This is a genomic window from Leucobacter rhizosphaerae (assembly GCF_022919175.1).
Classification (GTDB): domain Bacteria; phylum Actinomycetota; class Actinomycetes; order Actinomycetales; family Microbacteriaceae; genus Leucobacter; species Leucobacter rhizosphaerae.
On sequence record NZ_CP095043.1, the window covers coordinates 902227 to 924364 of the forward strand.

Genomic DNA, 22138 nt, shown 5'->3' on the forward strand with positions numbered 1-22138 from the left:
AGGATCGATCAGTCGGTCGACTGGTACGCGCGCACCTTGACGGCGCGCCACGGGCCGACCGGATTGCCGCTCCAGCGTGATCCGACGGGCACGCTCTCACCGCGCATCACGAGCGACGCCGGGCCGACCGTGGCGTGCGCGCCGATCGTCGCGGCGGGCAGGATCACGCTGTGCGGGCCGAGCGTGGCGCCGGGCTCGAGCTCCACCCGGTCGAGGCTCATGATCCGGTCGTGGAAGAGGTGCGTCTGCACCACGCACCCGCGGTTCACGGTGGCGCCGTCGCCGAGCGACACGAGGTCGGGTTCCGGCAGCCAGTACGAGTCGCACCACACCCCGCGCCCGATCGTCGCGCCGAGCGAACGCAACCACACGGCGATGGCCGGGGTGCCGGCCGCCGCCCGAGCGAACCAGGGGGCGGCGAGCATCTCGGTGAACGTGTCGCTCACCTCGGTGCGCCAGACGAAGCTCGACCACAGCGGGTGCTCCCCCACCCGGATCGGCCCGACGATGGCCCACTTCGCAATCGTCGAGATGATGGCGGCGAGCGCGCCCGCGGCGAGCATCACGATGCCCGAGAGCAGCAGCGTCCAGACGGGGCCCACCACCGCGAGCAGCCACGCGAACGCGAACACGACGAGCAGCCCAAGTGCGCACGTCACGATCACCGGCCCGATGCGGCCGAGCTCCCAGAGCGCGCGGGCGAGGCGGAGCGCCCCGCCGGGGCGGTAGGTGCGGTCGTCCTCGCCGTCCTGCGCGGTGCGGCGCAGGCGCGCGGGCGGGGAGCCGAGCCACGAGGATCCGGCCTTCGCCTTCGCGGGGGCCGCGGACAGCACGGCGACGAGCGAGTACTTCGGCACCCGGTGGCCCTGACCGGCCATGCCGGAGTTGCCGAGGAACGCGCGCTTGCCGATGCGCACCGGCCCGATCCGGAGCCAGCCGCGGTGCAGCTCGTAAGAGGCGACCATCGTGTCGTCGGCAAGGAAGGCACCCTCGTCGATGCGGGTCATCTTCGGCAGCAGCAGCACGGTTGAGGCCTCGACGTTCGGGCCGACGCGCGCCCCGAGGAGCCGCAGCCACGTGGGAGTGACGAGGCTCGAGTAGAGCGGGAAGAGGAAGGTGCGGGAGGTGTCGAGCAGGCGTTCGGTGGTCCAGACCTGCCAGCTCACCCGACTGTGCAGCGGGTAGGTGCCCGCCTCCATGCCGATCGCGAGCAGGCGCACGAGCAGGATCACCGCGAGCGCGTACGCGAGCCCCACCGCGAGCACCGCCGGCACCAGCCAGGCGAGTGCGCCGAGCAGGGCGGCGCCGAGGGTGGGCGCCCCCGCGATCCCGAGACTCACGATCACCCCTCCGAGCGCGAACGCGGCGAACGGCAGAAGGGCGAGGCCCAGCGACGACAGGCCGTACGCGATGCGCCACGACGGCGCCGGATGCGGGGTGCCCTTGGGCCACGCCTCGGCGCCGGATCCACCGTCACCGCGCGCGCTCCCGACCCGCACGGCGGGCGATCCGGCCCAGCGCTGCCCCGACTTCACACGACCGAAGACCGCGGAGCCGGGCGACACCTCGGCGCCGTCGTCGATGCGGGTGCCCGGCGCGAGCGTCGAGCGCGCGCCGACCGTGACGTCGGTGCCGATGCGCACGGGCCCGACGCGCAGCAGGTCGCCGTCGATCCAGTAGCCCGCGAGGTCGACCTCGGGTTCGATCGCGCTCCGGTCGCCGACCTCGAGCATGCCGGTGATGGGCGGCAGGGTGTGCAGGCTGACGTCGCGGCCGATGCGCGCGCCGAGGAGCCGCGCGTAGACCGTCACCCACGGCGCTCCCGCGAGCCCGACCGCGTCGATCTGCGCGGAGAACTGCTCCGCGAGCCAGAGCCGCATGTGGGTGACGCCGCCGCGCGGGTAGTCGCCAGGTTTCAGTCCCGCGAGCAGGATCCGGGCCACGATCGCCGCGATACCCATGCGGCCGAAGGGCGTCGCGACGGCGAGGATCCCGATCCCGAGCAGCCACCAGGGCGCCGTGGGCAGCACCGCGAAGGCGACGGGATCGGCGGCCCGCAGGATCGTGCCGGCGGTCAGCAGGTAGACGAGCCAGCGCACGCCGCTCACGATGAAGAGCGGCACGCCGGCGAGCGTCTGCGCCCACTGGGTGCGCTTCGGGGTGGGCGCGGGCTGGTGGTAGCTGCCGGGATCGGCCTGCAGCTCCGTCGCCGCGATCGCCTTCGCCATCGCACCGAGGCGGGGCACGTCGTAGATGTCGGCGACCGTGAACTCGGGCACGCGGGCGCGGATCCGCGACACGAGCTGCGCCGCGGCGAGCGAGCCGCCGCCGAGGTCGAAGAAGTCGGAGGTGGTGCTCGGCACGGGCACGCCGAGCACACGCTGCCACTGCTCGACGAGCCAGCGCGCGGTGTCGCTCAGCCCATCGGCGTCCGCGAGTCCGCCCTCGCCCGCGGCGACGCCGGGGAGCGGCCAGGGCAGCGCGGCGCGGTCGACCTTGCCGGAGGTGCGCACGGGCAGGTCGTCGACGATCGCGATGAGCGGCATCACGCCGGCCGCGAGGCGCGAGGCGAGGTGCTCGCGCGCGAGGCCGCGGTCGAACGACGCGGCGCCGTCTCCGTCGGCCGCGCCCTCCACCACGAGGTACCCCACGAGCACCGGCACACCCGCATCGCTGGCCCGCACGGCGGCCGCGGCGGCGGTGACCCCCGGCAGCTCCTGCAGCGCGTTCTCGATCTCGCCGAGCTCGATCCGGCGCCCGCCGACCTTCACCTGGTCGTCGGCGCGGCCGAGGAACATGAGCCCCGTCTCCTCGTAGCGCACGAGGTCGCCCGAGCGGTAGGCGCGCTCCCAGCCGAGTGATGGCATGGGCGCGTACTTCTCGGCGTCCTTCGCCGGGTCGAGGTAGCGGGCGAGGCCCACACCCCCGATGATGAGCTCGCCCGCTTCACCCGGCGCGACCCGCCGGCCCTCGGCGTCGACCACCGCGAGATCCCAGCCGTCGAGCGGCACCCCGATGCTCACGGGTGAGACGCCGTCGAGCCGGCAGCCGCACGAGACCACCGTGGCCTCGGTCGGACCGTAGGTGTTCCAGACCTCGCGGCCCGGTTCGACGAGGCCGGCGACGAGCTCGGGCGGGCACGCTTCGCCGCCGAAGATCAGCAGGCGCACGTTTTCGATCGTGTCGCGCGGCCACATCGCGGCGAGGGTCGGCACGGTCGAGACGACGGTGATGCTCTGGCGCACGAGCCACTGCGCGAGATCCTCCCCCGACCGCACGAGCGCGCGCGGCGCGGGCACCAGGCAGGCGCCGTAGCGCCAGGCGAGCCACATCTCCTCGCACGAGGCGTCGAACGCGACCGAGAGGCCCGCGAGCACCCGGTCGCCGGGGCCGAGCGGATCGTCCTGGAGGTACCAGTTCGCCTCCGCGTCGACGAAGGCCGCGGCGGAGCGGTGCGAGACCGCCACGCCCTTGGGCACGCCCGTGGAGCCGGAGGTGAAGATGATCCAGGCGGCGTCGTCGAGGGTGGGGGTGGAGGAGTCTGTCTCGAGAGCGGTGTCGCCTGTGCCGGCCGAGTCCTGATCCCGACCCTGCTCACGCGGCAGGTACCCCGTGTTGCCGATGATGCCCGCGACCCGCGCCTCGCCGAACACGAGCCGCGCCCGCTCGTCGGTGTCGTCGGCGTCGACCGGCACGTAGGCCGCACGGGCCCGCATGATGGCGAGGATCGCGATGTAGAGCGCCTTCGAGCCGGAGTCCACGCGGATCCCGACCCGATCCCCCGGCCGCACCCCCGCCGCCCGCAGCCGCTCGGCCTCCGCCTCGACCGCCTCGAGCAGCTCGGCGTAGCTCAGGGCGCCCGAGCCGTCGTCGATGGCCGAGGCCTCGGGGTAGGCCGCGGCCGTGGCGTGCAGGATGTCGATGAGGGTGCGCGGATCCGGCGCCAGCGGTCCACGGCTCAGCGGAGCCTGACGGTCGGGCGCGGGCTCAGGCGCCAAGGTCGTGTGCAAGTGCGACGGTGCTCTCTCGTCGGGCGGGGGCGGGGATCGTGCGGCGTGCGGTCCGTGCAGCGGCACCGAGCGCTCCAGCACCGAGCAGGACCAGCGCCCCGGCCAGTCCGGCGATCAGCAGCTCCTGCCCGCCGTCGGCTCCGGTCTGCGACAGCTGCCCGGGCCGCGAGGCGCCGGGTGCGGCCGAGGATCCCGATCCGGTGCCGTCGCCGCCGGCTGCGCCGGTCCCGCCGCCGGTGCCGCCGCCGTTCTCATCGCCGCCGCCCGTGCCGCCGTCCACGGGCGCGAAGGCCCCCGCGAAGTCGAGCACGTAGTCGTGCGACGGGAACTTCATGAGCTCACGGGTGAGATCCTGCGCCTCGACCCCGGTGCCGTAGATGTCGACCGTGCCGGCATCTTGCAGCACCCGGACCACGACGTCATCCTGCAGCGACGCGGCGCTGAGGATCGTCTCGTACGATCCCGACCAGCCGTCAAGTGCGAGCGGAGCTTTGGACTGCACGGGAACCTCCGCCGGGTCTCCCGACCAGCCGAAGATCGCGAAGTTGCCGCTGTCGTCCGCGCTGCCCGCGGCGATGAGGTAGTTGCCATCGTCGGTCTCGGTGATGTCCCGGATCGCGCGACCGCCGAGATCGAGCGTGAAGTAGTCGGAGATCTCGATCGCGGCGCCCTCGGCGATCACGGCCTGGATGTTGTCGACGGCGATCACGAGGGCGAGGGTGCCCGCGGGATCGTTCGCGGGATCCACGGCGACGGGCACGAGCGGCGAGCGGAAGCCGAGCCAGAACGTGGTGCCGTCCGGCGCGAAGGTGGCGCCCTCGAGGTTCAGCGAGTTCGGTCCCTCGGCCGAGGTGCCGGGGGTCGTGGCGCGCTCGAACTGGAAGGCGCTGGCACCCGCGCCGTGCGCGTTGGAGGTGTCCCACGCGGTGAGCGCCTCGCGGAACCCGGTGGCCTCACCCGCGAACGTGAGCGTCGTCGCGGCGCCGCTCCCCGAGACCTCGGTCGCGAACACGATGTCGCGGTGCGGCCAGGAGTTGCCGCTGCGGGAGTTGCCGAGCGATCCCACCCAGTAGATCGTGTCGCCGATGCGGGCCGCGGCCTCGAGGTCGAAGGTGCGGTCGGTCGGGTGGGTCATCTGCCCCGTGAAGTCGAACTCGGCGACGGGCTCGCCCGTGGTCGGCCCGTAGAGCCGGATCTGGTTCGAGTCGTCGTCGGCCACCAAGAAGTGACCATCACCCACGTCGTAGCCGGCCGAGGCGTCGGCGACGCCCACGTGCGCGCTGGCGGTGGCGTCGGCGAGCGGCGCCGAGACCGCGTACTGCAGCGGGGAGTCGGCGGTGCGGCCGTCGGCGGCCGTGACCGTCAGGGTGATTGTGGTGGTGCCGACGCCCGAGGGCACGGCGGTGAGGGCGAAGGATCCGTCGGCGTTGAGCTCGACGCTGACGTTCTCGTCGGCGACGACGCTCGGGTCGGCCGAGGTCGCGGTGACGGTGAGGCCGGTGGCGGGATCGGCGGGATCGGCGGGATCGGCCGCGAGGCTGTCTGCGGGCTCGGTGCCGTCTGCAGGCGCAGCGTCGTCCGCCCCGGGATCCGAGATCCTGCCGGTCGCCACCGGGTTCGAGGTCGAGCCGAGCACGGCCGACAGCGCGTTGCCCACGCCGCCCGCGACCCGGGCGTTCCAGGTGACCGTGGGAGTCAGCGTGATGACCGCCGGGCCGGTGCCGGGCACGAAGCCGGGTGCGAAGTCGACGCCGCGGAAGGAGGTGTTCGGCGCCGCGGTGGCGAGCACCTCGGACGGCGCCGAGGCCATGGCGCCGGGCTCGGCGTCCGGCGCGTCAATGATGGCGACGAGCTCGTTCTGCTGGCTGGCGCCGCGTGTGGCGTAGAGCACCACGGCGTCATCGGCGACTCGGCCAGTGAGCCCCCAGAACTGGCCGGGGAACTGATCCTCGACCACCCAGGTGGTGCCGTCGAAGCCGTAGCGCACGAGCGCCGGGGCGCCCTCGGTGTAGGCCACGTAGAGGTGGTCGCCGACGAAGACGAAGTCGTGCGGCACGGTGCTGCCGTTCGGGGCGGCGGCGATGAGAGTCATCTCGGCGGTCTCGGTCGGGAGGCCCGCGCCCACCCGGTTGATGCCGTGGTAACCGTCGCGGTCGGACGAGACGTAGAGCTGACCGTCGTGGATCACCGGCACGCGGGTGTTGTTGAGTACCGAGCCGCCGGTGGTCACGGCAACCGGGGTGGTGCCGCCCTGCTCGATCGTGAGGACGCCCGCGCGCACCGCGCCGGCCGAATCGTGGCCGTGGCCGCCGGTCCAGTAGCGCTGCCCGTCGGCCGTGACGACCCCGCGGATGTGGCGCTTGCTGTAGGCGCCGGCCAGGGTGGTCGAGGTGTCGACATTACCCGCGGCGTCGACCCGCGCGATGACACGGAGCGTTTCGGGGGCGGTCGCGTCGTTCGCGTCGGCGCCGACCGGAGCGTTGTAACCCCCGAGCGTGACGACCTGGTGGTCGGCGGACTGCTGCAGCGCACCCGCCTGATCCCGGTCGATGCCGAGCGTGAACGGGAACTGACCCTCGGCCGCCTCCGTCGGCAGCGGGGTCGTGGTGCCCGCGGCGCCGGTCGAGTCGAAGTTCTGGATCGCGACGGGTCCCGCCTGCTTCGTCCACTCCAGCGCGCCGTCACCGGTGACGACCACCGAGAGCGCGTCCGGCGTCACCTCCTGCTCGGCCAGCGCGGGGGTGGTCAGCGCGGGGTTGGCCAGCGCGGGCGTGGCGGGTGCCGGGGCGGCGGCCGGCGCTGCGGCGGCCGGGGCCACCAGTGCGCCGAGGGTCAAGATGGCGGCGCAGAAGCCGCCCGCGACCGATGTCGCTGTTCGCATGTCAGAACTCCTCAAGTCGTGTGGCGTTGGAGCCGCTCCTACCCAACCAGTGGCGAGTGAACGGGATCCGCTGCGGAGGTGACCGGCGGGTGAACAGCGCCGCGCGGGCGGCTCCGGGGTTACGGGTCCGACACCTGCGAGGTGTTGAAGTCGGGATCCCGCGCCCCTAGCCTGAGAGGGGTGCGGTGCGGGATCCGGTGCCACATGCCAGTTCGCCCTTGCTTGACCTTGCGGAAGGACCTCACATGCAGCTCGGATTGCATTTCAGGCTCGACGATGAGGAAGCCGCGCGGGTGCTCGAGGCGGCCGGTGACGACGAAGCGCTGCACGAGGTGCTCGACGCGCTCGAGGAGGACGAGGCGGTCTTCCTCCGGGCGTGCGAGACGGATAAGGCGTGGGATCCGATCGCGTGCGCGATCGCTCCGGCCGGCGAGGACGACGCGTGGCCGGATCGCGGGGTGATCGGCGGGGCGCGGGAGCTGCAGGTCGACGACGAGTCGTGGGTGACGTACCTCTCCCCCGATGAGACGGCGGAGGTTGCGGGGTTCCTGGCGGAACTTACTGACGAGGAGTTCTCGCACCGCTACCGGGAGATGCCCGAGGAGCTCCGCAACCCGGAGTTCGGCGCGGACGAGGAGGGCTACGCGCTCGGCAACCTCGACGGGCTGCGGACGTTCTTCGCGGCCGCGGCCGCCGAGGGGCGGCACGTCGTATTCACGGTGTGGTTGTGAGGTTCGCGGTGCTCGTCGTGCCGACGACCGCAGTCGTCTGACCGCCGGGCTGCACCAGCTGCAGATTCTGGGTGACGCTCAGCACCGTGACGACCACGGCCAACGTCGCGACGAGCGCGACCCCGCACGCCGCGGTGACGGCCGCTGCGATGAAGATGGACGGCCGCTGAAACACCTGTGCAATGGTCATGCTTCCAGGGTTGCGGGTGGGTGGGGGTCGGCGCGTCAGACTGGGGTACCGGAGGGGTGGGACTTGGGGGTGAATTGCATTTCGCTGGGGTTGACCCAACTACCCGGACTTGAACCAAGAACAACTCAATAGATCTAAGCCCACGGTCTACCCCCGTGCTTTAGGCCGAAAATCCGCGTAATTACAGGGTTTCTGGCTCCCTTAGTTTGCATCGAATATGCATTGACCCTTGGCAAAGAGTGACTTTCGGCGCAAAAAGCTGCTCAAGAAGTGACGCTCTAGGCGCTAACCCCAAGCCGCCGATCCGACCCGGGTTTGGTGCGCGTAGCCAGTCGCACGCGATGTACGAATCGGCGTGTTGGAGGTGATGATGATGTTGGATAGTGGCATGGGAAGTGATGCCGAAAGTCTGCGCGTTGCCAAACTGTTGCTTAGCGGTGCGCTTGATGCGTCGTTCGTTCCCATTCCGGAGGCGCAGACAGCGCAGGCGGATCTCCGCTCGAAGGATAGCGCGCACGTCGCCGAGGTCAAGAGGATCACTAGTGACTCGTTGCGCGAGCTAAGCAAGGCGACGGCGAAGCATGAGACGAGCCGAGACATACCGGAGCTGGCCCGACGCTGGCTAGTTCTAATCGACGCAGAGACCAACAGCGATTCGTTCCCGCCTATGCCAAATTTCGTAGAACCGAGGCCGACGGAGCGACTACAGCTCAAGGCGGCTGGCTTCTCCGTGCAATCGAAGGCCGAGCGAGAGGCGGAGTTCCGAGCTACCCATCTTGGCCCGCGCAAGCCCACGCCGCGAGTAAAGGGACTGATCGATGCGCTGCTGCCGTATCTGCGAATACTCGAAGAACACGGCGCTACTGAGATGTCCCGGGGCTGGCAGCCATTGGTTAAGACTGACGAGGTCAGCTTGGCGCAGCGGGCGATTTTGAGCGCCGTTGGCAGCGGGATGGTGTCCTCGTTCGTTCCCGAGTCAGCACCAGCTGGTGTGGACATCTGTCTCAGCTGGGGCTACCACCGGACCAGTCGCCCCGACACGATCGCGAGCCGCGTTCAAACGTGGCTTGACAGCGACTTGTCAGCGAATCTGAGGGAGAGCCTGGCGCGGGCGCCGGAGGGCACCCGTCGTCATGCTGTGTTGGTTTTCGATGCGGTTAGTGAACCGGAATTCGAGTATATGGCCTCGGTCGGCACGGTGCCGAGTATCGCGCTAATCTTTCCCGACGAGGTTGACGTGCTCTGGACGGTCTTCAGAGAACGGGCGCTTTCCTACGATGCGGAGCATGACTGGCGATCGCATGTGATCCGCTCTATTGCTGTGTGACAGCCCCACGTTTGGATAATGAACCTACCGATACGGCTTTCCAAACGATTCTCAAGCAAGTGTCCGGCGCTGAAATCGTTGGTTTCCCATGCTTTCAAGGGCTCTGAGCGACGTGGGCCGCGGAACCGAAACCCCAAGAGACACGACTCGCGAGGCGCAGTCGCAAAGATTCCGGCGAAGTCTCAAACACGATTGACCACCGAGCAGAGCGTGAACTGAATAGCGCATGTCCGAGCCACACGAATGCCGCCCCCAACAATACGACCGCCCAAGTCGATAGATACTCGCGGACAGCGGGGAACGCGGACGGCCACCTTTGGCTACTCGGTACGATAGGTCAGGATGTCAGCTGGAACGAAATGTGCCGAGACCACGGCTGGTGGTCCGTGTTCGGGAAGAGGAAAGGACGTCGGCCGAAACCGCCGGTGCATGTTGATCTAGTGCAGTGCGAGTTCACCGCGGTAAGCCCGAACAAATTGTGCCTCTCGGACATCACGGAGAATTGGACCGAGGAAGGCAAGCTGTATCGGCGCGCGGTGAAAAACGTGGTCTCGAACCGGGTGGTGAGGTACTCGATCAACTCGCGGATGAAGTCGACACTCGCGGTAAGCGCGCTGAACAATGCGGTCATGCGGCGCGGAGACACAGCCGGATGTGTGTTGCATACCGATAGAGGGTCGCAATTTCGGAGCAGAAAGCTCCGCTGCACTCTCGACCAACATGGCATAGCCGGGTCGATGGGCAGAGTCGGTGCCGAGGGTGACAACGCTGCAATGGAATCGTTCTTCAGTATGGTGCATAAGAATGTTCTGAATCGTCGCAGCTGGGCCAATCCTGACGAACTCCGTATCGCGATCGTGACCTGGAAAGAGCGAACCTATCATCGACGTCGTCGACAGGCTCGTTTTGGGGGTTTGAAGCAGATCGAGTACGAGGCCATCATGAATTAGAAGATCGCACTCGCTGCCTAACCAATCTGTCACCTAAACGTGCAGCCGACATAGCACTGGTGTGCGGACGTCAGTGGCGGGCAGCGTAAAACGCCGAAGCTGAGGCCCAAGCCCCCCCCCCGGATGCGCTGAACACTCAGTCGCTGCCTGTGTAGGGAACTACGGTCGACGACTATCGTGGTACCCGTGTCTAAGTCTTTGTCGATGAATGAGATTCGAACTCGCGCCGCGCAGTTTATCCGCGATTGGCAAGATGAGCCCGGTGACGAGCGGCAGCAAGCACAGTCATTCGTTCGAGACTTGCTCGGAGTGTACGGGATCACTCAGACCCGCGCTGCCTTCTATGAGAAGCGTGTGAAGCGTTCCTCGACCGGTTCCCGTGGATACATCGACGCCCTGATCCCTGGTCTCGCGCTGATCGAGATGAAGTCGGCAGGTAACGATCTTGTCGTGGCTGAGAAACAAGCGCTCGACTATATTGACGATCTCCCCGATCCTGAGGTTCCCCGCTGGGTTCTTACCAGCGACTTCCACCGGCTCCGACTGCTCGACCTACACGCCGACAACGACGGTGTCCAGGAGTTCACGCTGACCCAGCTGAGGGATCACGCCGACAGACTGGCCTTTCTCGCCGGATACGGTGAACGCACCTTCGGATCGAAGGCCCAAGAAGCTGCATCGATCAGGGCCGCGAAGCTGATGGCCTCACTGTACGAGGCTCTTGAGGAGTCGGGGTACGACGATCACGAAGCGTCGGTATTCTTGGTGCGCACGCTCTTCGCGCTCTACGCCGATGACGCCGGCGTTTGGGATCGCGATCTGTTCCTCGAGTTCCTCGAAACGCGTACCGCCCAAGACGGCTCCGATCTCGGCCCGCAGCTATCGTTGCTGTACCAGGTGATGGGCAGGGACCCCAGCCGACGGCAATCGAACCTCGACGAGCTGATCGCCCGCTTCCCCTACGTCAACGGCGGCATCTTCGAGGAATCGGTATCAATCCCCTCATTCGACACTGCTATGCGCGATCGGCTGATCGCAGCGGCAATGTTCAACTGGTCAGCGATCTCGCCTGCCATCTTCGGCAGTCTCTTCCAAGCCGTCAAAGATAAGACAGCCCGCCGCGAGCTCGGAGAGCATTACACCACCGAAACCAACATCATGAAGGTCATCGGCCCGATGTTCCTTGATGAGCTGCGACAGCGGTTCATGGACGGCTACCACGACACAGCCAAGCTCAAAAAGCTGCGCGTGGACATGGGACAGATGCGATTCCTCGACCCAGCGTGCGGCTGTGGCAACTTTCTCGTCGTCGGATACAGACAGATGCGCGCGCTCGATCTCGAAATCCTGTTACGTGTCCAGCAGCTATCCGGCGACACAGCTCGCACGATGTTCTTCACCGAGGAACATCTTTCCGTCCGGCTATCGAGCTTCCACGGGATTGAGCTCGAGGAATGGCCAGCGCAGATCGCCGCCACCGCCCTCCACCTGGTGGAGCACCAGGCCAACCAAGCGATGGAACTGGCCCTCGGCACCGCGCCAGACTCTCTCCCACTAAACAAGATCCGAAGCATCCAGATCGACAACGCGCTGCGCACGGACTGGGGCGATGTCGTGGAACCCACGGAACATCTATACATCATGGGAAATCCACCCTTCCTCGGCCACGCAACCCGTTCGCTTGAGCAAGCCCAGGAACTACGGGACGTGTGGCGTCGCAAGGACATCGGTCGGCTCGACTACGTCACCGGCTGGTACGCCAAGTCACTCGAACTGCTTAATCGGCCGGGGTATGCGGGAGAGTTCGCTTTCGTTTCCACGAACTCAATCGCGCAGGGCGAGCCAGTGCCGGCACTGTTCGGCCCTGTCTTCGCTGCCGCGTGGCGTGTCAAGTTTGCGCACCGCACGTTTGCCTGGACGAGCGAAGCGCCCGGCGCCGCCGCGGTGCACTGCTCTGTCATCGGATTCGACCGAACACCGAAGAAGCGCGCTCGACTGTTTGAGTATTCTGGCAACATAAAGGGTGAACCCGTCGAGCTGCCGGTTATCGAACAAATTAACGGATACTTGGTGGACGGGCCTAATGTACTCATCGAGCAACGTCGTGCACCGTTAGCTCCGGAACTCCCGCCCATGGTGTTCGGCAACATGGCCCGCGACGACGGAAACCTCCTCATCGAGGCGGAGGACTACAACGAAGTCGTCGCAGACCCAGTAGCCGCAAAATACATCCGACCGTTTGTGGGTGCACGGCAACTAATCCATAACGAGCCGCGCTGGTGCCTCTGGCTTGTCGATTTGGAACCTAGTGACATCGCCCGCTCGCCAGTCTTACGGCGCCGCCTGGACGCCGTAAGACAATTCCGAGCGGACTCCACCGCAGAGTCCACTCGGCGGATGGCCGAGACACCGCACCTGTTCGGTCAGCGCTCGCAACCCGACACCCCGTACGTGTGCGTGCCGCGTCATGCTAGTGAGACCCGACGCTACCTTCCGACTGCCGTTTTCCCGCCCGAAGTGATCTGCGGTGATGCGAACTTCAAAGCTGATGATCCAGATGGCATCGCGTTCGCGACCATTTCCTCTTCGGCCTTCATCGCCTGGCAAAAGACGGTGGGCGGTCGAATCAAGTCGGACCTGCGGTTCTCGAACACGCTGACCTGGAACACGTTTCCCCTGCCGCCAATGACCGACAAGGAGCGGACTGCTATCATCGCCGGCGGACAGGCTATATTGCATGCGCGAGCACTACACCCTGAACGCTCATTGGCAGACCACTACAACCCCCTCGCGATGTCCCCGGAACTCGTGCGAGCACACCGCGAACTCGACTCCGCAGTCGACCAATGCTTGGGATTAAGAGGTACCGCCACCGACGAAAGTCGACTGCGCGCACTGTTCTCCAACTACGCCAAGCTCACGACAACCAACGAACTCCCGATCGCCACCAAATCATCTCGCCGCAGGAATGTTGAATCGGGCGCCACCAAATGACCGACAAAAGCTGGCCGTACCCGACGATCCCCGTTCGCGGCAGTCTCACGATGGATAGCGACGGCAAGAATCAGCGGTGCGCGTGCGGAAATGGTTCGTACTCGCCGACTTGGCATCACGCTGATTTAACCGGCCGACTGACATTTACATCGTCGGGATCATCCGGTCCTAACGAGTTCGTGGTGTGCCCATCCTGCGGCCGGGTATACAGTAACGCTGATCTCCTCCACTCCGGCGACGGGACTGTAGCGGCCGTTACTCGATACGACGTGAACGCCCGAGTCTTCATGACAGCGCGTGCGCAGTATATTAGGGAGGCGAACACCGCCAATCCCAGCCGCACTGCGCATACCAGGAGAGACGTAGCCAACTTCGAAGACTCCTGCTATCAGGTCGCGGTGCACGCTCAGGATTCCGCCATCGGTCGAGTCGGCGTCGTCCTTAAGGCGATTGCTCATGCTGCAGACAGAGCCGGTGACTACGAGTGCATCGACATCGCTGTGGCCTACGCGTCGGCGGAGGGAGTTCGACTGCTCGAAAACGCACTAGCCGGTCCGAGTTGGGCCGAAGCCAGGAAGAGATTCCTTGTTAGTTTGGACTTCGGGTTCACGCAGCCGAAGGCGCTCACGCGTCTCACCGAGATCAGCAGAGCTGAAGTTCGAGTTCCCAATGGACGAGAGGTGCTGAGGTCAGCTGCCCTACAACCACAAACCGCGTTCCACGCGAAGGTCTACAGCTTCGGCGTCGAAGAGTATCCGCACCTGCGCGCGTTAGTAGTCGGATCGGCAAACTTAACCGCAAGCGCGCTCTCGACGGGCGCCGAGGTGGTCACATCTCAGACCTGGAAGTCTTACGCAACCGCTTGGAACGACTTAAGACGCGCACAACCTGTCCTCGACTGGTTCGAGGATACCTGGGAGAACGCGGACGCGATCGATGACGTGTTCGATGAGTACCGACAGAAGCGCCGCGCGCTAAAGATGCCCCCGCGAATCCAGGAGGAAAGGACCCCAGCAACGCGCCGTTATTTAGCTTCCCTAGAAGACCATGAGATCTCCGGAGATCTCTCCGTCCAACTCGCGGCAGCCAAGGAGCTGTGGATCCATGCTTCGTCAATGATTCGCAACCGGGGTGATCTGCCGGGAAGCCAGATCAACACCCCTCGAGGGACTCGTGTCTTCTTCGGCTTCCCTTCCGAGAAGCGCTCAAGAAACACCACCCTGGGATCGATCAATCTGCGCGTCACCGGCCACGCCTATCACGACCGCACCCTACGCTTCGGCGACAACGGTATGGATGTCATCAATCTGCCTATCCCCGAACAGAATGGCGTCGAGACTTACCTAGGTACGTTCTTGCTTTTTTCTCGCGACTCGCCTGAGGATGAAAATCCTCCCTACTACACCCTGACCGTCACGGACGCGGCAGGAATCGATGCGAAGAAGGCATCCGCTGCCAACAGCGTTGACCTAACGATGAATGGCGGTAGAGAGTATGGCCTCTTGTTCTGATCGACGGTAGACCTCGCCCCAAGAACCAGCAGGTTAAAGGGATACATGGAGTAGAAAAGAGGGGCCTCGGCGCCCAGATCAACGTTCGACTGCATGGTCGGAATGTCCAACCAATGGAACCGCGAGTTGTTCCCACGCTGCAGTGAGGACGTCCAGGTAGGCCTGTGGACACTCGGAATCAAGGCGGTGGTGCGTGAATCCCGCTCGGCGGGTATCGGTTGCGGATCGCGGGCTAGCTGTAGTGCCCAGCCAGGTTGTTTGAGATCCGGCTGATGGACGAGAGCTTGCCCATGGTGGCGTGGGGCCGGTGTTGATTGTAGAAGTGCAGCCGGGCTGGGAGGGCGGCGCGGCGTGCTGTCTCGGAGTTATAGTGCCGCGAGTTTGCCCAACCGTTGGCCAGGGTGCGGTGCTCCGGGCCTCATGGCTGGGATACCTGGACTCGAACCAAGAACAACTGATTACCGTTCATCGTCTGAGCCGCACACCAGTACCCTAAACAGATGTCCATCCTCATCGACCCGCCCGCATGGCCAGCGCACGGCCTGCTGTGGAGTCACCTGGTGTCCGACGCCAGCTACGAGGAACTGCACGCGTTCGCAGCGCAGCTGAGGATCCCGCGCCGCAGCTTCGATCTCGATCACTACGACCTGCCCGAGACCCGCTACGCCGACGCGATCGCGCTCGGGGCGCGGGCGGTCTCGGCGAAGGACGTCGTGCACCGGCTGCGCGACACCGGACTCCGCGTGCGGCAGGTCGACAAGCCCGCGTTGCTCCCGGTGCGGCGGCGGGAGTTCCTGCTCACGGAATGGGTGACGCTCGGGCGGTATACGGCGCCGGTGGAAACAGCCGCGCACGACGACGCCTGGCGCGCACTCGGCGACGACCTCATCACCCGCTGGAACGAGCCGCACCGCCGCTACCACGACGAGCGGCACCTCGAAGACGTGCTGCTGGCACTCGACCACCTGACCGTGCGCGGCGAGGCCGTCTCCCCTGCGACGCTGCTGGCGGCCTGGTTCCACGACGCGGTCTACCAGGGCGACGCCCACGACGAATTGCACTCGGCGCGGCTCGCCTCCGAACGCCTCGGCGGGCTCGGGCTCGCACCGAGCCTCGTGCAGCAGGTGGGTGAGTTCATCGTCGCCACGACTCCCGGGCGGGCGTCGAACGCAACGAGCGCCACGGTCTCAGCGACGGGCCTACATCACCTGCTCGACGCGGACCTGTCGATCTTCGCATCGTCGCCCACGCGCTACGCGGAGTACACGTCCGCGGTGCGCGAGGAGTACGCACACGTGCCGGATCCCGACTTCGCGGTGGGTCGCTCGCGAATCCTGCGCGGCTATCTCGAACAGCCCACGCTGTACCGCACCCCCGCGGCGCAGGAGCTCTGGGAAGCGCATGCACGGGAGAACGTGCACGCGGAGATCGCGCGGCTCGGCCCGGCGGCGCCGCCCATGAACACCGGCACCGGAGAGGCACCCGCATGACCCAGCTCATTCTCGTACGCCACGCGAAGTCCGACTGGGGCGACCCGAGCCTCGTCGACCACGATCGCCCGCTGAACGCGCGCGGGCGGGCGAACGCACCCATGATGGCGGAACGGCTGGCGGCGACCGGCGCGTCGGTGGATCGGATCCTCTCGAGCACCGCGGTGCGAGCGCGCACCACGGCCGACCACTTCGGCGAGGCGCTCGGACTGCGCGTCGAGGTCGATCCCGAGCTCTATCTCGCCTCGGCGTCGACGCTACTCGCCAAGGCGGCAGCTGCGGGATCGCCGACGGTGCTGATGGTCGCGCACGATCCCGGGATCACGGACCTGGCCGCCCGGTTGTCCGACGGCGGGATCACCCACATGCCGACCTGCGCGGTCGCGCGGTTCGAATGGCATGCCAGCGGCGAGCGTGGCGCCGACGGCTGGCGCGAGGCGCAGACACGGATGCCCGACACCTGGAGCCTGGAGACGCCGCGCGGCGCCTGACAGGGGCGCCAAGCACCGGTCCGAGATCCGCGAGACCTCCCGCTACCCCTTCAGATTGAACACCGGCGTGAACGTCGGGTCGACCAGCGCCGGGCGGTCGGCGCGGAAGGCCTCTATGGGATACGCGGATCGACCCGAGACCGCGAGGTCCGAGAGGATCTCGCCGAGCAGGCCGCAGAACTTGCCGGCGTGGGCCGCGCCCGACCCCACGATCACGTTCGGGTGTCCGGGCAGCGAATCGAGGATGAAGTCCCGATCCGGCGTCAGATCGTAGGGGCAGGTCTTCGCGAACTCCACGCTGCCGACCGCACCGGGCAGCCGCTCACGCAGAAAGTCGAGCAGCACCTCGGTCTCGTCGGCGTGCGGCTCTGTCCGTCGCGTCTGCTGCGTGACGACGCGGGTCAGGTTCTCGCGCGCGAGCTTGATCGCCACCTCGCCGTAGGTCGGGAACCCGTAGGTGAAGTCGCTGCCGTGCCACACCCACACCGGGAAGCGATCGAGTGAAAACGCGCCGAGATCCGCGGGCCGCACGTACAGCACCTGCTCCTCGGTGATGGTCGTCCGCCAGGTCTGCCCGAGCGGCTGCAGCAGCTCATCGGTCCAGGAAGCCGCGCACACCACGACCTTCTCGGCGGTGAAGACGCCCTGATCAGTGACGACTCGCACCCCGCCGTCGACACTCTCGATCACCCGCGCGGGCGTGTGGTCGAGCACGGTGACCCCCATGCTCTGCGCGAGCGCGAGATGCGTCGCCGTCGCGCGCCGGATGTCGATGAACCCGGTCTCCTCCTGGAAGGTCGCCATGACCCGATCCTCCGGGATCTGCCACTGCGGGAAGCGCTCGAGCAGCGCCTCCTTGCCGAGCTCCTCGAACCCCACGCCGTTCTCGCGCATCACCGCGCGATACCGCTCCTGCGACTCGATGCCGGCCGTGCCCTCGATCGCGATGTCGAGGCCACCCGACTGCACGAACACACGCTGCCCGGCCTCCGCCTGAAGTGCGGCCCAGTTGTCGTACATCGCGCGGGTCAGCCGGCCGTACACGCTGCTGTGGTAGCTGTGCCGGATGATGCGGTGGTGATCGTTGGAGGCGCCCCGGTCGTGCCCGACACCGAACTGCTCGAGCACGAGCACGTCGCGCTGCCCGCGCTTCGCCAGCCAATAAGCAGTCGCACTGCCGATCGCACCGGCACCGATCACGATGGTCTGGTACTGCGTCTGCACCGTCACACTCCTGGGACTCGTGAGTGACGTCGAAGGTCACTCGGGGCATTGCTGGGGCTGACCTCAGACGCCCGTCAGCGCACAAAAAAGCTCCTGGTTTCCTTGCGGAAAACCAGGAGCTGATCTCGCTGGGGTACCTGGACTCGAACCAAGAACAAAGGTACCAGAAACCTCCGTGTTGCCAATTACACCATACCCCAAGGTGGAAACCCGACGCTCCGAGAAGCGCGGCACCGAGATTCAACTTTACCGTGTTTGATCCGGAACCTCAAATCACCCGCCGCGCCCCCGGAGTGTCGGGATCCGGGATCCAAGATCCGGGATCCCGACCCGCGCGCTACCCCTCGATCGCGGGCGCGTGGGTGCGCAGCAGATCCTCGTAGGTCTCCCGCCGCGCCACAACTCGAGCCGAGCCATCCTGCACGAACACCACCGCGGGCTTGAGCGCCCCGTTGTAGTTGTTCGCGAGCGTGTACCCGTAGGCCCCGGTCGTCCCGACGACCGCGAGATCCCCGACCTTCGCGGCGGGCAGCGTGGCGCCGTCCACGATCAGGTCGCCCGACTCGCACTGGCGCCCCACGAGCTGCACCGACTCGGTCCACGGCTCGAGCACCCGCTCGGCGAGCAGCGCCTCGAAGCGCTGCCCCGTGAGCGCCGCGTCCATCTGGTCGGCGAGCCCGCCGTCGACTGCCACGAACGTCCGCCCGGTGTGCTTCACGGTGGTCACGCGGTACAGGGTGACGCCGGCGCGGGCGACGATCGACCGTCCCGGCTCGATCATGATCCGCGCGTCCGCCGGCAGATGCTCGCGCGCCGCGGACACGATGGCGTCGAGGTAGGCGTCGACCGACGGAGCGTCGTCGGCGTACGTGTACTTCACGCCGAGCCCGCCGCCCACGTCGTACATGGGGAACTCCCCCGCGGTCGAGATCTTCTCGACGGCCTCGCCGAACTGCTCGACGTCCAGGATCTGCGATCCGATGTGCAGGTGCACGCCCTCGAACTCCATCAGCGGGTGCGCCCGCATGCGCTCGATCGCCGCCAGCGCCTGATCCATGGGCAGCCCGAACTTCGAGTCGTCGCCACCGGTGGCCTGCGACGCGTGGGTCTTCGCCTCGACCCCGGGGATCACCCGCAGCAGCAGCTTCTGCGGCCGCTCGAGCAGACGCTCGAGGCGATCCAGCTCGTCGTCGTTGTCGACGATGATGGTGTCGATCCCGGCCTCGAGCGCCATGCGCAGCTCGGCGTCGCTCTTCGCGTTGCCGTGGAAGTGCAGCTTCGCGGGCGACACCCCTGCGGCGAGCGCCAGCTGCAGCTCTCCCCCGCCCGCGATGTCGACGGACAGGCCCTCCTCGGCGGCGAGCTGGTACATGCCGACCGCCGGGAACGACTTCGACGCGAACAGCACCTCCGAGTTCGGCCAGCGCGCGCTCAGGCCATCGACGAAGCGCCGGATCTGCCGCCGCAACCCCGCCTCGTCGTACACGTACAGAGGCGTGCCGAAGCGCTCCGCGAGCTCCGTCACCGACACCCCTCCGAGGTGCAGCACCCCCGCTTCATCGACGGCCGCCTCCTCGGGCAGCACGTCCCACAGCTCCGCAACGCGGGTGCCGGCGGGATCGGGACGGGTCAGCTTGCTCATGATGGGGTCTGCTCCTGGGTGTGAGTGTTGGGTGGGATTGGTGATCGATGTTCGAACATCGCTGAGCCGCCATCATCTCACCGAGCTGCCATCTGATGGGCGCGAATGCGGTGGCAGATCGGCGAGACGGTGGCGGGCCGGCGAGACGGTGGCGGGTCGGCGAAGGTGGGACGGGGCGCGGGATCAGCCCCGGGCAATATAGTCGTCGGTCGCCCGGCGCGGCACGAGCACCACGGGCACCGGCGACGCCCGCAGGATCTTCGCGGCGTGCGACCCGAGCGAGATCCGCGCGAGCGGCCCCAGGCTGCTCGACCCGAGCAGCAGCACCTCGGTGGGCTGCCATTCGATCGCTCGCAGCGCCTCGTGCCAGTTCGAACCCGCACCGACGACGACCTCGACCGACTTCGGCGCGCGCCCGGACTGCTCGATCTCACTCAGGATCTCGCGGGTGTGCGACCGGATCGTCGCCTCCCACTCGGCGATGACCTGGTCCTCGGCCTGGAGCCCGACCCCGGCGGCGGCATACGAGCGGGGCCGGGTGTGGAACGAGGCGATCCGGATCCCGGCACCGGCGTCGGCCGCGACCGCCGCACCGCCGAGCACCAGTTCGGCGGAGGTATCGGATCCGCTGTAGGCCGCGGTCACGCGGGTCAGGCGGGCAGGCTCGGCACCGCCAGCACCGCCGGCACCGGCGGCACCGGCACCAGCAGCCACCGCGAACCCGTGCGGCGCGATCGCCACCGGGATCTCCGACGCCTGCAGCAACCCGAAGCTCACGGAGCCGAGGCCGATCCCCTCGCCGAGCTCACCGGCCGAGCCCACGACGAGGCGGAAGGCATCCTCCTCGGCGCACACCTCGAGCAGCCCGCGGCGCGCGCTCGACGCCCCGCGCACGACGGTGCGCACCCGGATGTCGCTCGGCACGGCCGCGACCGCCTCGTCGAGCGCCGCGCGGGCGTTCGCGATGAGGAAGGTCTGGTACTCCGTGTCGACCCGGCTGTCGCTCGGCGGCCAGGCCACCGAATTGATCGACGCGACGACGAGCTCGCGGTCGTACGAGCGCGCGAGGAGCACGCCGAGCTGGATCGCGGCCTCCGAGCGGTGGTTCGGCGCGACCCCGACGACGATGGTCATCGGGACGACCCCTCGCCGGAGCCGCCGGAGCCGTCAGCGCCGGATCCCGAGCCACCGACCACATCGACAGTGCCGGTCTCCGCGTGATCCGCCGCGTCACTCGCGAGCCGGTACTTGCCCGGGCCGGTGAGCACGATCATGCCGGTCTCGATCTGCTTGCCGAGGACGGAGTTCTTGCGGCCGGTGAAGGAGTACCAGACCAGCACGAGCGCGGTCCAGATCGCGAACACGATGATGGTGATGGGGCGGAGGTCCTTGATGATCCAGAGGCAGCCGATGATCGAGAGGATCGGGATCACCGGGTACAGCGGCACCCGGAACTTGCGCTCGAGATCCGGCTCGCGGCGGCGCAGCACCATGACCGCGACCGACACCACGAGGAACGCGGCGAGGGTGCCGATCGACGTCATCTCGGCGAGGAAGTTGATGGGCAGCACGCCGGCGAGGATCGCGACGATCACCGACACGATGATGGTGTTCGCAACGGGGGTCATGGTGCGCGGGTTGACCTTCTGGAAGATCTTCGGCGCCATGCCGTCGCGCGACATCGCGAAGAGGATGCGCGTCTGGCCGTAGAGCACCACGAGGGTCACGCTGAAGATCGAGATCACGGCGCCCGCGGCGACCACGGTGCCGGGCCAGGTGGCCCCGACGATGTTCTCGAGGATCGCGGAGAGCCCCGCGCTCTGCCCTTCGAACTCGCCCGAGGCCTGCGCCCCGAGTGCGGTGAGCGCCACGAGCACGTAGACGCCGGTCACCACGATCAGTGCGCCGATGAGGGCGATCGGGAGGTTGCGGCGCGGGTTCTTGGCCTCGTCACCCGCGGTGGCGACGGCGTCGAGCCCCACGAACGAGAAGAAGATGATGCCGGCGCCGGTCATGATCCCGGTGAAGCCGAACGGCGCGAAGTTCGCGAAGTGGTCCATGTTCCAGCCGGTGATCCCGACGGCCACGAAGAAGAGCAGCACGGCGATCTTGATGAGCACCATGACGGTGTTCGCGGTGACCGAGTGCGAGGTGCCGCGGATCAGCAGCAGGCAGCACAGGCCGATGAGGATCACGGCCGGGAGGTTGATGATCCCGCCCTCCTCGGGTGCGTAGAGCAGCGCGTGCGGCAGCTCGAACCCGAAGAGGTTGGTGATGAGCTGGTTCACGTACTGCGACCAACCGACCGCGACCGCGGCGGTCGAGACGCCGTACTCGAGCAAAAGACACGCGGCCACGCCCATCGCGGGCAGCTCGCCGAGCGTGCTGTAGGCGTAGGAGTAGGACGACCCCGAGACCGGCACGCTGCTCGCGAGCTCCGCGTAGCACAGCACCGAGAGCCCCGCGACGAGGCCGGCGATGATGAACGACCAGATCACGGCAGGCCCGGCGATCGGCACCGCCTCGGAGAGGATGAAGAAGATCCCGGTGCCGATCGTGCCGCCGACGCCGATCATCATGAGCGGGAAGAGCCCGATGCTGCGCTTGAGCTGACTCCCCGACTCACCTCCGTCGCGCGGCACGGGCTTCACTCGAAAGAGCTGCTGTCGCAGGGTACTCGCCATGGGTGTCTTCTCC

The 22138-nt window shown here is 67.3% G+C and carries 13 protein-coding genes, 1 tRNA gene and 1 pseudogene; 7 read left to right on the forward strand and 8 right to left on the reverse strand.

What is annotated here, in order from left to right:
• Positions 1-8: 8 nt before the first annotated feature.
• A complete protein-coding gene (locus MUN76_RS04195) occupies positions 9-4010 on the reverse strand; it encodes a Pls/PosA family non-ribosomal peptide synthetase (RefSeq protein ID WP_429953143.1) in 4002 nt (1333 codons plus the stop codon).
• A complete protein-coding gene (locus MUN76_RS04200; protein ID WP_244687422.1) occupies positions 3988-6891 on the reverse strand; it encodes a hypothetical protein in 2904 nt (967 codons plus the stop codon). Before MUN76_RS04200 ends, MUN76_RS04195 begins: the two co-directional genes overlap by 23 nt.
• A 245-nt stretch (positions 6892-7136) precedes the next feature.
• Here MUN76_RS04200 and MUN76_RS04205 point away from each other — a divergent pair, with 245 nt between their 5' ends.
• Complete coding sequence (locus tag MUN76_RS04205; RefSeq protein ID WP_244687423.1) at positions 7137-7622, forward strand: DUF1877 family protein; 486 nt, start codon at positions 7137-7139, stop codon at positions 7620-7622.
• Here MUN76_RS04205 and MUN76_RS04210 read toward each other — a convergent pair.
• Complete coding sequence (locus MUN76_RS04210) at positions 7606-7812, reverse strand: hypothetical protein (RefSeq protein ID WP_244687425.1); 207 nt, start codon at positions 7810-7812, stop codon at positions 7606-7608. The two genes, MUN76_RS04205 and MUN76_RS04210, sit on opposite strands and share 17 nt — an antisense overlap.
• A 355-nt stretch (positions 7813-8167) precedes the next feature.
• On the opposite strand from MUN76_RS04210, the gene MUN76_RS04215 reads away from it, so the two are divergent.
• The 6 genes and pseudogenes from MUN76_RS04215 to MUN76_RS04240 all read left to right on the forward strand — a co-directional run bounded on the left by MUN76_RS04215 (position 8168) and on the right by MUN76_RS04240 (position 16575).
• Entirely contained in the window at positions 8168-9139 is a 972-nt protein-coding gene (locus MUN76_RS04215) for a hypothetical protein (RefSeq protein ID WP_244687427.1), read from the forward strand.
• 359 nt (positions 9140-9498) lie between these two features.
• Positions 9499-10089, forward strand: a pseudogene (locus MUN76_RS04220) (DDE-type integrase/transposase/recombinase); the annotation flags it as partial.
• Positions 10090-10293: 204 nt separating this feature from the next.
• A complete protein-coding gene (locus MUN76_RS04225; RefSeq protein ID WP_244687429.1) occupies positions 10294-13083 on the forward strand; it encodes a class I SAM-dependent DNA methyltransferase in 2790 nt (929 codons plus the stop codon).
• A 269-nt stretch (positions 13084-13352) separates the two neighbouring features.
• Entirely contained in the window at positions 13353-14594 is a 1242-nt protein-coding gene (locus MUN76_RS04230; RefSeq protein ID WP_244687431.1) for a hypothetical protein, read from the forward strand.
• Between the two features lie 500 nt (positions 14595-15094).
• A complete protein-coding gene (locus MUN76_RS04235) occupies positions 15095-16084 on the forward strand; it encodes a DUF4031 domain-containing protein (protein ID WP_244687432.1) in 990 nt (329 codons plus the stop codon).
• Entirely contained in the window at positions 16081-16575 is a 495-nt protein-coding gene (locus MUN76_RS04240) for a SixA phosphatase family protein (RefSeq protein ID WP_244687434.1), read from the forward strand. Before MUN76_RS04235 ends, MUN76_RS04240 begins: the two co-directional genes overlap by 4 nt.
• 42 nt (positions 16576-16617) lie before the next feature.
• On the opposite strand, the gene solA is transcribed toward MUN76_RS04240, so the two are convergent.
• From solA to MUN76_RS04265, 5 genes are all read right to left on the reverse strand, one after another.
• Complete coding sequence (gene solA, locus MUN76_RS04245; RefSeq protein ID WP_244687436.1) at positions 16618-17805, reverse strand: N-methyl-L-tryptophan oxidase; 1188 nt, start codon at positions 17803-17805, stop codon at positions 16618-16620.
• Positions 17806-17927: 122 nt separating this feature from the next.
• Positions 17928-17999, reverse strand: a tRNA-Gln gene (locus MUN76_RS04250).
• 137 nt (positions 18000-18136) lie between these two features.
• A complete protein-coding gene (lysA, locus tag MUN76_RS04255) occupies positions 18137-19441 on the reverse strand; it encodes a diaminopimelate decarboxylase (RefSeq protein ID WP_244687438.1) in 1305 nt (434 codons plus the stop codon).
• A 183-nt stretch (positions 19442-19624) separates the two neighbouring features.
• Entirely contained in the window at positions 19625-20575 is a 951-nt protein-coding gene (locus MUN76_RS04260) for a universal stress protein (RefSeq protein ID WP_244687439.1), read from the reverse strand.
• The gene (locus tag MUN76_RS04265; RefSeq protein WP_244687441.1) at positions 20572-22125 is read right to left on the reverse strand and encodes an amino acid permease; all 1554 of its coding nucleotides are present in this window, start codon (positions 22123-22125) and stop codon (positions 20572-20574) included. The genes MUN76_RS04260 and MUN76_RS04265 overlap by 4 nt, the downstream gene beginning before the upstream one ends.
• Positions 22126-22138 lie beyond the last annotated feature (13 nt).